Source organism: Colwellia sp. 6M3 (assembly GCF_014077595.1).
Taxonomy (GTDB): domain Bacteria; phylum Pseudomonadota; class Gammaproteobacteria; order Enterobacterales; family Alteromonadaceae; genus Cognaticolwellia.
The window spans coordinates 27,207-42,419 of record NZ_JACGWF010000002.1 but is presented as its reverse complement, the minus strand read 5'-3'; the positions used below and the strand labels follow the sequence as shown (position 1 = coordinate 42,419).

Below are 15,213 nucleotides of genomic sequence, written 5' to 3'. Positions count from 1 at the left end.
AGCGGTTATATAACAATAAAAACAAGGACTGATTTTTATGAAAAGACTAGAAGAAGCACAAGCAAACTTAATTACCACCTACGCCCTCTACAATGCTGCCAGTGAAAAAAAGTTGCCCAAAATTGACCCAAACGATACAGAAACACTCAAAATTTTATTAGAAGTTATTCAAAATCGTGAAGCTATAGCCTATGTGCAAAAAATAAAGAAAAGCATCCCCACTGAAGTGACTGAACTTAAAAGGTTGTTGGCTGATGTGATGTTATTGCTTGATGGAGTAGATATTAAAATTCTAAAAGCAAAAGGCAAAGCTACAGCAAACGCTGAATAATGCCCTGCTAAGTTAAACCTTTACGTAAAGCTCGCTACTTTAAAGGCTTAATTTAGCATTATAAATTTATAACAATATAGCTAAAGCTAACTACGCAGACCTATTAATATCAATTGAATACAATAGGTCTGTAATACTCATTTCAATAAAATTTATAACAGTTTAATAAGCCTGCCAGGCAAATCTGGTATGCGCTTTATTTACTTACTTTATTTACTTTGTTTGGCTGACTGATAACCCCAACGCGGCATAATTGACTGCTCAATATTTAAATGGTCAAGCATTCGGCCCACCATAAAATCAATCAGGTCATTTATCGACTCAGGCTGATGATAAAAACCAGGACAGGCAGGCATAATGGTTACGCCCATTTGTGATAACGACAACATGTTTTGTAAATGTATGGTTGAAAAAGGCGTTTCACGCGGCACTAAAATTAATTGCCCACGTTCTTTAATCACGACATCAGCAGCGCGCTCAATCAGGTTGTCACTCATACCTTGGCTAATGGCAGCAAGTGTGCCGGTAGAACAAGGACAAACCACCATAGTTTTTGGCGCAGCAGAGCCTGAGGCTACCGGAGAAAACCACTGTTCTTTACCAAAAACAATAATTTGCTCAGGCTTCGCATTAAATCTTTCAGTAAAAAACTGACTAGCAGCATCGGGCGAACTTGGTAGTTTTAAACCAACTTCAGTATCAAAAACCACACGAGCAGCACTTGAGCACAGTAAATACACTTGATAGTTTGCCGCGACTAAACATTCTAATAATCGCAACGCATAAGCCGAGCCTGAAGCTCCAGTGATCGCTAAGGTTATTTTCTGATTAAATTCACTACTATTATTAATTGTGGTTGCTTTATTTTGCACACATGCACCTTAAGGGTAACGTTAATTAACTGTATCTATACTCAATACATGAATGAATTGATCACTTATGAATCTTTATTTTATTGGTTATTATAACTGAGAAAGCGCGGATAACAGTTTTTCATGAATACCGCCAAAACCGCCATTGCTCATCACGACTAACGTATCACCTTTTGTGGTTTTTGCCACAATATCGCTCACCATTTGATCAATATTTTCACCAACAAAACAAGGTTGCTTACAATCAGCAATTAATGCCTCAACCGACCATTGTACTTGCTCGCCTTGATAAACAAAGACCATATCCGCATCAGCCAGTGAGTTTGCTAGCGTGTCTTTATGCACACCTGATTTCATGGTATTTGATCTTGGTTCTAAAATCGCGATGACACGTTTATGACCAACATTTGCCCGTAAACCTGCCAGCGTTTTAGAAATAGCCGTAGGATGATGAGCAAAATCGTCAAACACTCTTACCTGATTCACTTCACCTTTAAGCTCTAATCGGCGCTTGGTGTTAACAAAACTAGCGAGTGCTTCAATAGCGACAGCGGTTGTCACGCCCGCATGACGCGCCGCTGCAATAGCCATTAAACCATTGTCGATATTAAAGTCGCCAATAAGTGCCCACTTAACTTGCCCTTGCTTTACACCTTCAAAGCTCACAATAAACTCACTGCCATCAGCGATACATTTTTCAGCATGCCAACCAGAGGATTTATGTGCTTCGTCAACACTAAATTCAGTAGGTGTCCAACACCCCATGGCTAATGTTTCAGTAATAGCTAACTCATTTTTAGGTGACAACACTAGACCATTACTCGGCACCATACGTATAAGATGATGAAATTGACGTTGAATATCGCTGATATCATTAAAAATATCGGCATGGTCAAATTCCATGTTATTAATCACTAAAGTATTAGGACGGTAGTGCACAAATTTAGAGCGCTTATCAAAAAATGCCGTGTCGTATTCATCAGCTTCGATAACAAAAAAAGGCGCATTACCTAAGCGAGCAGAACAATCAAAGTTTTGCGGAACACCACCAATCAAAAAACCCGGCTCCATACCTGCATATTGCAGTATCCAAGTGAGCATCGAACTAGTTGTGGTTTTGCCGTGCGTACCTGAAACAGCCAGTACCCAGCGATCTTTCAACACATTATCTAATAACCATTGTGGTCCAGAGGTATATGCAATTTTTCGATCGAGTATATATTCAACCATAGGATTACCGCGCGCCATGGCGTTACCCACAATCACTAAGTCGGGTTCATCCGCTAGGTGTTCAACTAAATACCCTGATTTTAATTCAATACCCAGTTGTTCAAGTTGAGTGCTCATTGGCGGATAAACATTGGCGTCGCAGCCTGAAACGCGAAAACCCATTTGTTTAGCAATGGCGGCAATACCGCCCATAAAAGTACCGCAAATGCCTAATATATGAAGATGCATAAAAGCCCATTTTGTTAGCTCTAACACAACGTATGCTAGTTCGAGCTAAGGTTTAAATCACAATGGGCTCAATATACCTTAATCTAGCAAAAATACATATTGCAAAATCAATGCATTTTGCCCACTATCAAGAGGATTATTACTTACCGAAATATGAAGGGCTTACTTGTCATTATTAAGTTCATTGGTATCACCCTAATTAGTTGTAGAGAGAATTAATGAGCCAAGCTATTCTGCAAAATATCTATGTTTATCCTATTAAGTCTAGCGCGGGTATTGAGTTATCAAACAGCTGGGTTGAAGAGCACGGTTTAGCCTTTGACCGTCGTTTTGTGGTTGCAAGCGAGCAAGGTGAATTTTTCACCGCACGCACGCAGCCAAGTTTGTGTTTAATTCAGGCGAATTTAACCTCAACGGGTATTATTATTACTGCGCCTGACATGCCAACCTTGTTGATTGACTATCGCCAGCTTAGCCAACATTATGTTGCCGTGAATATATGGCAAGACACCATTAATGCTCAACAATGTCGTGATAATATTAATCAATGGTTTAGTCGCTACCTCAATCAACCTTGCCAGTTACTTTTTTTTGGCGCTGACTCTCAGCGTTTTGTTAAAAATAAAAGCAGTCAAGTTGGCTTTGCAGACGGCTACCCTTTATTGCTGATTTCACAAGCATCGCTTGATAGCTTAAATGATCAATATAAGCCCAACACCAACCCTATTTCCATGGCACAATTTAGACCTAATATCGTGGTGAATAACTGTGACGCATTCGCTGAAGATACATGGCAACATATTCGTATTGGCGAAGTAGAGTTTGAAATAACTAAACCTTGCACCCGTTGTATTTTTACCACCATTAATCCTGAAACTGCTGAAAAGCATGCCCAGCAAGAGCCTTTAAAAACACTAAAACACTACCGTCAGTTGGCTAATGGCGATATTTTATTTGGGCAAAATTTAGTTGCGCTTAATCAGGGTCAGATTAAATGTGGTGATAAAGTTGAAGTGTTAAACACTCAAGCAAGCCCGATATTCAACATTAAAAACAAACTAACGAACAATTCCTCAGATAAAGAGGCGACGACCTCAGCCAACCAGGAGACTAACTTGAGCGTAAAAACAAGCAAACCGGTACTAACATTTAGTAGTTTTAATAAAACTATTACGGGCAATAACATTCAAACATTGCTTGAACAAGGTGAAGACGCTGGCTTAATACTACCGTATTCATGTCGGGCCGGTATGTGCGGTAGTTGCAAAGTAAAACTAGAACAAGGTGAAGTAGAGCAAATTTGTCAAGATGGTTTGTCCGACGAAGAGCAACAGCAAGGTTATGTATTAAGTTGCAGTTGTACGCCACTTACCGATGTTGTTATTAGTCATCCACAACGACAACGTCGTCACATAAGTGAAGATTAAAGAAGGCATAAACAATGAAGTTAAACTGTGATTTAGGTGAGTTTAAAGAGAACAACGATGCCGATATTATGCCATTGATTGATATGGCAAATATCGCTTGTGGTTTTCATGGTTCTAATCCACTGACGATTAAAAAAACCATTAAACTTGCCAAGCAATATAACGTAATCATTGGCGCTCACCCCAGTTATCCCGATATAGAAAACTTTGGCCGAAAGACCATGCAATTATCGAGTAGTGAATTAATCGCTAATGTGCAATATCAAGTAGGGGCTTTGCAAGCACTTTGCTCGGTCGAAAATGCCGAACTTGATTATGTTAAACCGCATGGCGCACTCTATAACGACATGATGAAAAACACCGTTTTATTTGAAGATATTTGTTTCGCTATATCACAGTTAAATCAAAGCCGAAATAAACCCTTATCACTGATGATACAAGCGGTAAGTGACAGCGAGAAATTTGATCACATAGCAAAAAAACATCATATTGCGCTCTATTATGAAGCCTTTGCTGATCGCGCCTATTTAGATAACGGTTTGTTAGTGCCTCGCACCGAAACCGGCGCAGTTTTAAGTGATAATCACGCAGTTGTTAAACGCTGCCAAGCACTACTTAATCATCAGCCTTTACTCAGTGTTAGCCAAAAACCCCTACAACTTCACATTGATGCTTTATGTGTTCATGGTGATACGCCCAATGCTTTGGCTATGATTAAAGCTTTGCGATCAACCATTGATACACAAACAGTCGCCAAAGGCTAAGTATGACTAAAGTGAATCACCTACAAAATAGCCACAGCGAATACGGCAGCGATAACAAGACTATTGCCTTTGAAATAGTCGCCGAAAACGCTTTATTACTGAGTTGGCAAGCCAAAATATCACTAACACAACACAACCAAATTATCGCATTGCAAAAAGTTCTTGTGCAGAAATTGGACGCGTTGATCATAGAAACCGTGGCGAGTTATCATTGTTTAATGGTTTATTTCAACCCACTATTAACTGACAGCTCGCAACTTATTAACAAAATTAAAACCATTGTTAAAGATCATCCCATTAGTGAAGACCATGATAATAGTGGTGAGCAAAAAGATAACAATACAAACTGCATCAACATTCCGGTTTACTATGACATTGACCAACAGTGGGATTTAGCTGAGGTAGCGCAACGTTGCAATATGTCGATGGATGACGTTATTAAACAACATAGCGCTAATATCTACCATGGGTTTGCTTTGGGTTTTACCCCCGGTTTTTGTTATTTAGCGAGCTTACCTCAAACTTTACATTTACCGCGAAAATCCTCTCCTCGTTTGAAAGTACCACAAGGTGCGGTTGCTATTGCTGAACAGCAAAGTGCAATTTATCCGATAGAGAGCCCTGGCGGCTGGCACATTATTGGCCAAACGCCGCTGCCTATGTATGAAAGTAAAAATGGCCAATTTAATGCCACCATAAACGTTGGACAAAATGTAAAATTTTATGCCATCACTAAAGCTGAATTTATAGCGCTACAAAAAGGTGTAAAAGCATGAGCCAAAATCACCTTGAAGTAATCAGTATTAATGGTCAGGCAAGCATTCAAGATCTTGGTCGACTTAATGCACAACACTTAGGGTTCAGTGCTAGCGGCGCCGCCGATGAATTCGCATTTTTAAGTGCGAATAAAATCATTGCCGAAGCGTTATCAGCCAATGGCATTAAAGTAAAAAACGAAAATAAACAAAGCCATTGTGCCGCAATAGAAATTACCCTTGGGCAAATAAGCTTTGAAGCCAAAGCAGCCTGTATATTGGCGATAACCGGTGCGGACTGCCAAGCTAAAATCAATAATGTACGGATTACTCACTGGCAATGCTATCTATTGCAAGCTGGCGACATTCTTGATTTGGCTATGCCCAAAACCGGTTTGTATACTTATATAGCGGTATTCGGTGGCTTTACCTGCCAAGAAGCACAACAACCTTGGTTAGGGAGCTTTTCTCAAACCATCAATGAAATGGCCTTAGGTTTTACCGCTAAAAAGTTAACAATGAACAGTAAGTTGTACTTTCCAGCACAAAGTAAGTTATTAACTCAGCCTGAAGTAAAAACAAATAAAGCCTTAGCAGCAAACAAGCCAACTAAAGCACCGACTCAATTTTACGCGCAGAAAAATCTCACTTTACGCATTATGCCCAGTAAGTTATTTTCTCAAATGAGCCATAAGCAACAACAACAATTTTTAAACACTGAATATCATATTTCACCTGATAGTAACCGCATGGGATATCGGCTTAGTGTAGTGCATTCACAAACATCACCCGCTAAGTTAGCCAACGAAAAAATTCTTTCAGAGCCATTACGTAACCGTTGTTTATTATCAATGCCTGTAACTTTTGGCATGGTGCAGTTTCCTGACAACGAACAACCCATCATATTAATGAAAGAGCGACAAACCATGGGCGGCTATCCAGTACTTGGCACCGTAATGCAAACAGATTTATTTCGATTAAGCCAAATGCGCCCGGGCGAAAAAGTATCTTTCACTGTTATTAGCAACCAACAAGCTCAGCAACAATTAAAAGCATTTTACCAAAAGTTCTGCCTTTAATTTCTTATGAATACCTAAATCAAGACCTTAAATAGAGCGGTTACGGGCAAAACTAAGCTAAAGGTAGAATGGCTTCCAATAAAAGATTAGAATAACGCCCGTTTACGATTCAGTTTTACGCAGGTATTTTTTTGTTATTAATGATCGACAATTACGACTCTTTTACGTTTAACTTAGTACATTATTTTCAGGCACTAGGGCAAGATGTCAAAGTTTGTCGAAATGATGAAATCAGCTTAGCTGAAATTGAGTCATTGGCACCACAATATATTGTGATTTCACCTGGCCCTTGTGATCCAAATACGGCGGGTTTGTCACTGGCAATCATCGAAAAATTTAAAGGCCGCATTGCCATACTAGGTGTTTGCTTAGGTCATCAATGTATTGCCCAGCACTTTGGTGCTAAAGTTATTAAAGCAAATAAAGTAATGCACGGAAAAACTAGTCTCATCAGTCATAATGAACAAGGGTTATTTAGCGCGTTAAAACAGCCATTAACAGTTACTCGATATCATTCCTTAATTGTTGATAAACATTCTTTACCTGATGTGCTAGAAATAACCGCTTGGGTAACTGAAAACAATCAACAAGAAATAATGGCTTTACGACACAAAACATTAGCTATTGCGAGTGTGCAATTTCATCCAGAATCGGTGTTAACAGAACAAGGCCATCAATTATTGCAAAATTTTATTGACCAATACGCTGATCAAATAGATGATAAAATTTCGCCTAATGATATACACCAATAGGTCGATAACTTAACTAACCTTCGAATTTTTAGATTATTCACAAAAACTAACAATGAAGTTCTGATGCAAATATTTGAAAATAACAAATTAGTTCTCCCTATCTACAGTCGCGTACTAAGCCTTGCGATAAGTAAAGATTTTGCCAATCAAAAAAACGGTAAAATTAATATGACTAAGCATCAAAACAGTGAGCAATTTAATCGCCGACGTGAGTTGCTAGCAGTAGAAGAAGAAACCAACAAAAACAAAATTATTCAAGCACACGGTGCAGAACACTTTAAAGCACAAGTTAAAAATAAATTTTTTAAGCGTGTTAATACTCAAGTCAACAAAGTGTTCGATAACAAAGAAAATCTCTACACGAACGTACTAAAAATTGAAGATGCCGCCCCTTCAATCATGGAAATATTAGCGGTAAAAGCAGCCAGTATTAATCGCATCACGCCATTAGCTAAATCACTCCCTTGGCTATGTAACGACTTAATTAATTTAGTCAACAAACCTCAATATCGAAAACGCTCAGACATACAGGTTACTGAGCCGAGCTTAGCCTTAAGCTATGTCGGGTTAGACAACCTAAAATTGGTTATGCCTACATTTATGCTAAAGCATTGGTTGCCAACAAGCACATCTCCTTACCCATTAATGAAACGCAAATTATGGAACGATAGCCTATCTATTGCGCTTGCTTCTCAGCGATTAGCGAAAGAAGAAGGCTTAGATGAATTCACCGCGTTTACCGCAGGCATGCTTAGCAATTTAGGTTTATTAGCCGTAACACGCGGATTTTTAGATACTTACAGCGAGCTTTACAATAAAGATTTACGTGCTTCATACGAGAATAAAGATAAAAAGCTACATGATATATTGCAAACACTTGATACCGCACCAGATTTATTGCTTGAACAATTACTCGAGCGCAGCAGTAAAGTAGCGGCTGATATGGTCGAGCTTATGCGCTTTGATCGCTTACAAATTACTGAGCCTTTATTTGATCTTGCTTACGCGACAGAAACTAAGAACATGTGTCCAATTGCAAAATTAGTTACCAAAGCCAAAGCCTATGTTGCGTTTAGAAGCTTGGCAAAAGAAGACCTTATTAGTGCTGAAGAAGCCAAAACTTTATTAATGGCTGGTCGACTGACAAAAACTGATATTGCCTTATTAAAGAAAAGTGATATCGATCACATCAAACTCATTTTTAATTAATATTTGTTTCACTATCAGCTCATTATTAATAACTATTTATTGTTAATATAAAGCGCTATCTCCTTTATTCTGCCGCTATTTTTCAAATATGAGCGATTAACGTTACCAAAAATGCCCAAATCGAAAAATTATTTTTGATTAATTATGAAACACGATAAGTAATTACAGATCAGCTTAGGTGACATATAACGCTAATAACTAGCTACAGAGTGTAAAAACACAGCAAATATAGTTATGCAGTAAAAATGAATAAAAACGGAACACCCTTTATTTTACAAGGGCTTCAGCGCACTTTGACAAGACACTGTCTGTTTTTTCTGTCATAATCCGTGCCTATTTTAATTTGTTGTGCATTTAAATAATGCATCACTCGTTAATGCATTTAGTTTTGCTAGCATTGGCTATTACAAAGCTATTACACAATTATTGATTACATATCCTAAATATATAAGGAATTTACAATGTCTAACCACTTCCCAGTAAATCGTGAGTTATTTGATGATGTTATGGTGCCAAACTATTCACCATCTGCTGTTATACCTGTTCGCGGTCTAGGTTCGCGTGTTTGGGATCAACAAGATCGTGAGTTTATCGATTTTGCCGGTGGTATTGCCGTTAACTGTTTAGGACATTGTCACCCAGCTTTAGTTGGCGCATTAACAGAACAAGCTAATAAAATTTGGCATTTATCAAACGTGATGACCAACGAGCCGGCATTACGTTTAGCAAAAAAATTAACGGATAATACTTTTGCTGATAAAGTTTACTTTGCTAACTCAGGCGCTGAAGCAAACGAAGGCGCTTTAAAGCTAGCGCGTCGTTGGGCACTTGAAAACTATGGCGTTGAAAAATCTCAAATCATTGCATTTAAACAAGGTTTCCACGGTCGTACATTCTTCACCGTTACTGTAGGTGGTCAAGCGGCTTATTCTGATGGTTTTGGTCCTAAGCCTGGTGATATAGATCACGCTGAATACAACAACCTAGACAGCTTAAAAGCGCTTATGTCTGACAAAACTTGTGCCGTTGTAATGGAGCCACTTCAAGGCGAAGGCGGAATCGTTTCACCTACGGATGAATTTGCCAAAGGTGTTCGTGAACTTTGTAACCAACATAACGCACTACTAGTATTTGATGAAGTTCAAACAGGCGTTGGTCGTTTAGGCGAATTATATGCTTACATGGGCTTAGGTGTTACACCTGATATTTTAACCACGGCTAAAGCACTAGGTGGTGGATTTCCAATCGGCGCGATGATCACAACAACAGATATCGCCAAACACCTTAAAGTTGGCACACACGGTAGTACATACGGTGGTAACCCATTAGCTTGTGCTGTTGCAGAAGCCGCATTTGATACCGTAAATACTCCAGAAGTATTAAACGGTGTTAAAGCCAAAGCTAAGCTTTATGTTGCAGGTTTAAATGCCATTAACGCAAAATATAATGTCTTTAGTGAAATTCGTGGTAAAGGTTTATTAATTGGTGCTGTCTTAACAGACGCATACCAAGGCAGAGCAAAAGAGTTTTTAAATGCCGCGATGGACGAAGGCGTAATGACACTTGTTGCCGGTGCTAACATTATACGCTTTGCACCTTCATTAGTTATTCCTGATGAAGATATTGCTGAAGGTTTAGCACGTTTTGAAAAAGCAGTAGCTAAATTAACTAAGTAAGTTACCCATTATTATAGCGCTCAAATATTATGATCAATAATAGTATTTGAGCGTCTCATTGAGAGTTTTCTATGATTATAATACGCCCTATTCAAAGTAGTGATTATGATGCACTGCATCGTATTGCTGTGGAGTCAGGACACGGTTTTACATCACTGCCGGTCAACGAAAAGCTACTGAAAAAACGTATTGCTCACGCTGAGGTTTCTTTCAAAAGCACGGTTACTGAACCCGGTAATGAAGGTTACCTGTTTGTGATGGAAGATACCAAAACAGGTGCTGTTGTCGGCACCAGTGGTATTGAAGCGGCTGTTGGTTTGGATGATGCATTTTATCATTACCACTTAGGTAAAGTTGTGCACAGCTCTCGTGAGCTTAATATATACAATACTGTTGAAACATTATCGTTATGTAATGACTACACAGGTGCCTCTGAAATTTGCACTTTATTTTTGAGTGAAAGTCATCGTAAGAATCGTAACGGGCGTTTTTTATCACGTTTTCGCTTTCTATTTATGGCAGAGCATACCGAACGTTTTTCAGAAACAGTTATCGCAGAAATGCGTGGGGTTTCAGACGAAGATGGTGCTTCACCATTTTGGAAATGGCTAGAAGAGCACTTTTTCTCGCTCGACTTCCCTACGGCTGACTATCTAACAGGTATTGGTAAAAAAGAATTTATCGCTGAATTAATGCCTAAATACCCAATTTACGTCAACTTGTTAAGCCCAGAAGCACAACGAGTTATTAACAAGGTACATCCAAAAACTGTACCGGCGTTAAGATTACTCGAAGCTGAAGGTTTCTCACGTCGTGGCTATGTTGATATTTTTGATGCCGGCCCAACGGTAGAAACACAAACAGCATCAGTTAAAACAGTACGTGAGAGCAAAAAGTGTCAAGTTATCATTGGCGAAGTTGCAAAAGACAATAAATATATCATTTGTAATGACAAGGTTGCAGATTTTAGAGCAACTCAAGCCCCGATATTACTGCGTGATACCGCTAATCAAGTGGTGATAACACAAGCAGTTGCCGAGGCATTAATGGTTAACGAAGGAGACTGGGTGCGCCTAGTTTCAAACTAACCATAAACATTACTCATAATTACACTCATGAGCGCTATACGCACAGAGGAAATAAACATGTCACACAATATACAACTTATTAATGGTCAATGGACAGCAGGTTTAGGCCATGAAATTTTTTCAAAAAACCCAGCTAAAAATCAAGTAATTTGGCAAGGTAAAACAGCCTCTCCAGCACAAGTTGGCGAAGCAGTTATGGCAGCGCGCGCAGCCTTTGAAACATGGTCTAACACGCCGATTGAAGATCGTATTGCGATTGCGGTTAAATTTGCTGAGCTATTAACTGAACACAAAGAAGCATTTGCTACCACTATTGCACTTGAAACCGGCAAACCACTTTGGGAAACTCGTACAGAAGTGGGCGCTATGGTCGGTAAAATAGCAATATCTGTTCGCGCAAACGAAGAGCGTACTGGCACTGTTGAAAACCCTATGCCAGGTGCTAAAGCATTTATTCGTCATAAGCCTCATGGTGTTGTTGCCGTTTACGGCCCTTATAATTTCCCTGGTCATTTACCAAACGGTCATATTGTTCCTGCACTTATTGCTGGTAATACCGTGGTATTCAAGCCAAGCGAATTAACGCCTATGGTTGCTGAAGAAACCTTAAAACTCTGGTTAAAAGCTGGCTTACCTGCTGGCGTTATCAACATGGTTCAAGGTGAAGTTGAAACGGGTAAAGCATTGGCAAACCATCCACAAATTGACGGTTTGTTCTTTACGGGCAGCTCAACAACAGGTCACTTTTTACACGAACAATTTGGTGGTCAACCGGGTAAAATTTTAGCACTTGAAATGGGCGGTAATAACCCATTAGTGATCAAAGATGTCAGTGATATAGATGCCGTAGTACACGACATTTTACAATCGGCATTTATTACGACAGGTCAACGTTGTACTTGTGCTCGCCGCTTGTTCATTGAAGTAGGCCCACAAGGCGATGCTATATTAGCTAAACTTGTTGCTAGTACACAAGCCATCAAAATTGGCTACTTTGACGATGAAGACCAACCATTTATTGGTTCAATGATTTCTGAAAAAGCCGCATTAGGTTTAGTTGCAGCACAACAACAACTACTCGACCTTGGCGCTGAATCAATTGTTATGATGAAACACCTTGAAGAAGGTACAGGTTTTATCTCTCCGGGTATTATTGATGTAACAAATATTACTGAAATGCCTGATGATGAACACTTTGGTCCATTATTAAAAGTTTACCGTTATACTGATTTTGACGCGGCGATCGATGAAGCAAATAATACTTCATTCGGCTTATCGGCTGGCTTATTAAGTGATAGCGAAGACTTATACAATCACTTCTTCCGTCGTATTCGTGCTGGCATTGTAAACTGGAACAAGCCGATTACTGGCGCTAGTAGTGCTGCACCGTTTGGTGGTATTGGCGCGAGTGGTAACCACAGAGCAAGTGCATTTTATGCCGCTGATTACTGTGCTTACCCTGTAGCATCAGTTGAAGCGGTAAAAGTATCATTACCCGCTGCGTTAAGCCCTGGTTTAACCATTAAATAACCAGTAAAAACGCATCGAAATGAAACATTACTGCCCATTAAAAAAAGCTGGGATCCGTCCCAGCTTTTTCAAAAATATCGATCAAATATAGCCACCAGTTCTGAGTGGTTGTTCAACTTGCTGTCCCAAATATATCTTCAATGCTCCATTGAAAGATTGACTAAATAGCCTTACATATCACTCAGCCTGCATGGGATATTGACACTCATTTTATTTAAGTATTTAGGAAATTGACATGACACCGGTTAAAGATTTATTTAACAACATTTGGCAAAACTATTTAGAAGTTACTCCGTCGGCAGGTAAAGTACATCAACTTTTAAGCAACGGGGACGACCTGATCAACGATCACGTTGCTTACCGCACCTTTAATATTGCGAAAGTTAATATCGAAAAAATTTCAGCACATTTACTTAACTTAGGCTACACAGAAGGTGGCGAATACCACTTCGAAGCTAAAAAGTTATATGCTAAGCACTTTGAGCATGCCGATACAAGTTTACCTAAAGTATTTATTAGTGAGCTATTAGTAGAAGAATTTTCTCCACGTGTTCAAGAAATCATCAAAAAAATGGTTGCTGGTATAGACCAAGCAGATATCAATGTTGATAGTTTTTTATACTCAGGTACACACTGGAAAGTTAGTCATCAAGAATATTTAGATTTACTCAGCGAAAGTGAATATGCCGCTTGGGTTGCTGCATGGGGCTACCGCGCAAACCACTTTACGGTTAGCATAAATCATTTAGCCAATTACGACTCTATTGAAGCGGTTAATGACGCCGTTAAAGTCGGTGGTTTTAAGCTCAACACTACAGGTGGTGAGATCAAAGGTGATGAAGCAGTTAAACTTGAGCAATCTTCAACGATGGCTGACCACGTAATGGTTGAATTTTCAGATAAAACAGTCGCTATTCCAAGCTGCTTTTATGAATTTGCCAAACGCTACCCAATGGCAAGCGGTGAACTATACACAGGTTTTGTTGCAGCTTCTGCTGACAAAATTTTTGAGAGCACCAACGCTGCATAATGGTTTAATTTTTCAGGACACCTATACTTTGCTAAGATTAGGTGTCAATTTTCACTTACCTATATGAGATACTATGTTTAAAACATTCACTTATATTTCAGTTTTGTATTAATGATTTACCTTAAAGTATAGTAAGAATAAAATATGATAGAAACGAAAATGATTACTGACACTGAGGGCTATATTCATATTATTGAATATTTAACCGCTCATTTAAGCTTATTCGAAAACAGCACAAATATTAATAATAACACTAGCTCAGTGTTAGAAGTTATTGAACTTGAAATGGGTGCGCAAATTATTGCTTTATGCAGTCAAAACCCAGACTTAACCTTTGAGCAACGAAATACCATCATTCGAGAAATTGATGTTATAGTTTATGACTTACAAGAAATTTTATCTGGTGTGATCAACAAACCAGTAACTAATGAGCAGTCTGTATTTATAAAAGAATTTGCTATTCTCATTAAAAATTTATTTGATACTGAAATTAACAAGCAGCTTATACTATAGTCATTCTTTTGCACTGAATAAACTGTCGACGACCTTATTCCTATTATCACAAGTAGCCTTATGTTAGCTGAATTACCTCAAAATCATTTATGTACCGTTACCTTATTAGGTAATTTAGTAAACAAGCCTGACATTCGTTATCAAGCCAATCCCGTTGTAGCTTTTGCAGAATTTACCTTAGCTACCCATAGTCGGTGGTTTGATAAAGCCAATAATAAATTTAAAGAGTGGACGAGTTACCATACGGTAAAAGTCATCGGTGACATTGTTGAACGTGCACTTATTCACGCCGATAAGGGTGATATTATTTTAGTGCAAGGTTACTTAATTAATAGTAAAAAAAATAATCGTGAAATTATTCACGCAACCTATGCCCAAACATTTCCAAAAGGTTATGCTCAATCCATAAACCAAATTCATTATAGTGGTAATATAATATCTGATATTAACGTACTCACTACTGAGCACAATAAAGATCTAACAGAAGTAATTGTAGAGTCTGAGCAACAAATATTTTCAGCGATAACTCACAAATATCATACGGTGACAATACAGCGACCAATACATGTTTGGGGCAAACAAGCACTTTACTTGGCCGAGCATGGAAAAATAAATGATCAAATAGTAGTTGACGGGAAATTAAGCTATCTTAATAATAAGAATAAAAATCAATTCATAGATGCCCAACAAGCTGTTTTAATTGCTAAAGATTAAACAATAGCTGCCTAT

Annotated in this window: 15 protein-coding genes; 13 read left to right on the top strand and 2 right to left on the bottom strand. The window is 38.6% G+C overall.

Translation table 11 applies throughout. The annotated features are described in order from the left end of the window. Positions 1 to 37 precede the first annotated feature (37 nt). A complete protein-coding gene (locus H4J50_RS00685) occupies positions 38 to 331 on the top strand; it encodes a hypothetical protein (RefSeq protein WP_108457436.1) in 294 nt (97 codons plus the stop codon). A gap of 209 nt (positions 332 to 540) precedes the next feature. Here H4J50_RS00685 and H4J50_RS00680 read toward each other — a convergent pair whose 3' ends face one another. After that, complete coding sequence (locus H4J50_RS00680) at positions 541 to 1,203, bottom strand: flavin prenyltransferase UbiX (protein ID WP_239059033.1); 663 nt, start codon at positions 1,201 to 1,203, stop codon at positions 541 to 543. A gap of 90 nt (positions 1,204 to 1,293) precedes the next feature. Further along, entirely contained in the window at positions 1,294 to 2,661 is a 1,368-nt protein-coding gene (gene mpl, locus H4J50_RS00675; protein WP_182253845.1) for a UDP-N-acetylmuramate:L-alanyl-gamma-D-glutamyl-meso-diaminopimelate ligase, read from the bottom strand. Between the two features lie 218 nt (positions 2,662 to 2,879). On the opposite strand from mpl, the gene H4J50_RS00670 reads away from it, so the two are divergent. From H4J50_RS00670 to H4J50_RS00615, 12 genes are all read left to right on the top strand, one after another. Next, positions 2,880 to 4,088: a YcbX family protein gene (locus tag H4J50_RS00670; protein ID WP_182253843.1), complete on the top strand. Its 1,209-nt coding sequence runs from the start codon at positions 2,880 to 2,882 to the stop codon at positions 4,086 to 4,088. A gap of 14 nt (positions 4,089 to 4,102) precedes the next feature. Continuing rightward, a complete protein-coding gene (locus H4J50_RS00665; RefSeq protein ID WP_182253841.1) occupies positions 4,103 to 4,852 on the top strand; it encodes a 5-oxoprolinase subunit PxpA in 750 nt (249 codons plus the stop codon). Between the two features lie 2 nt (positions 4,853 to 4,854). Then, positions 4,855 to 5,628, top strand: coding sequence for a 5-oxoprolinase subunit PxpB (pxpB, locus tag H4J50_RS00660; protein ID WP_182253839.1), 774 nt, complete (start codon positions 4,855 to 4,857; stop codon positions 5,626 to 5,628). After that, positions 5,625 to 6,686 carry a biotin-dependent carboxyltransferase family protein gene (locus tag H4J50_RS00655; RefSeq protein ID WP_182253837.1) on the top strand — a complete coding sequence of 354 codons (1,062 nt, stop codon included), beginning with the start codon at positions 5,625 to 5,627 and terminating at the stop codon, positions 6,684 to 6,686. Before pxpB ends, H4J50_RS00655 begins: the two co-directional genes overlap by 4 nt. 131 nt (positions 6,687 to 6,817) lie before the next feature. Continuing rightward, the gene (locus H4J50_RS00650; protein WP_182253835.1) at positions 6,818 to 7,438 is read left to right on the top strand and encodes an aminodeoxychorismate/anthranilate synthase component II; all 621 of its coding nucleotides are present in this window, start codon (positions 6,818 to 6,820) and stop codon (positions 7,436 to 7,438) included. A gap of 63 nt (positions 7,439 to 7,501) precedes the next feature. Beyond that, complete coding sequence (locus tag H4J50_RS00645) at positions 7,502 to 8,647, top strand: HDOD domain-containing protein (RefSeq protein ID WP_108457442.1); 1,146 nt, start codon at positions 7,502 to 7,504, stop codon at positions 8,645 to 8,647. Between the two features lie 461 nt (positions 8,648 to 9,108). Further along, complete coding sequence (locus H4J50_RS00640) at positions 9,109 to 10,323, top strand: aspartate aminotransferase family protein (protein ID WP_182253833.1); 1,215 nt, start codon at positions 9,109 to 9,111, stop codon at positions 10,321 to 10,323. A gap of 71 nt (positions 10,324 to 10,394) precedes the next feature. Then, positions 10,395 to 11,411, top strand: a complete 1,017-nt coding sequence (gene astA, locus H4J50_RS00635; protein ID WP_182253831.1) for an arginine N-succinyltransferase — start codon at positions 10,395 to 10,397, stop codon at positions 11,409 to 11,411. 57 nt (positions 11,412 to 11,468) lie between these two features. Next, a complete protein-coding gene (astD, locus tag H4J50_RS00630; RefSeq protein WP_182253829.1) occupies positions 11,469 to 12,941 on the top strand; it encodes a succinylglutamate-semialdehyde dehydrogenase in 1,473 nt (490 codons plus the stop codon). A gap of 235 nt (positions 12,942 to 13,176) precedes the next feature. After that, positions 13,177 to 13,971, top strand: a complete 795-nt coding sequence (locus tag H4J50_RS00625) for a DUF1338 domain-containing protein (RefSeq protein ID WP_108457445.1) — start codon at positions 13,177 to 13,179, stop codon at positions 13,969 to 13,971. Positions 13,972 to 14,115: 144 nt separating this feature from the next. Continuing rightward, positions 14,116 to 14,484 (top strand): DUF3802 family protein, encoded by a 369-nt coding sequence (locus tag H4J50_RS00620; protein ID WP_310733241.1) that lies wholly within the window; start codon positions 14,116 to 14,118, stop codon positions 14,482 to 14,484. Positions 14,485 to 14,544: 60 nt separating this feature from the next. Beyond that, entirely contained in the window at positions 14,545 to 15,198 is a 654-nt protein-coding gene (locus H4J50_RS00615) for a single-stranded DNA-binding protein (protein ID WP_182253827.1), read from the top strand. Positions 15,199 to 15,213 lie beyond the last annotated feature (15 nt).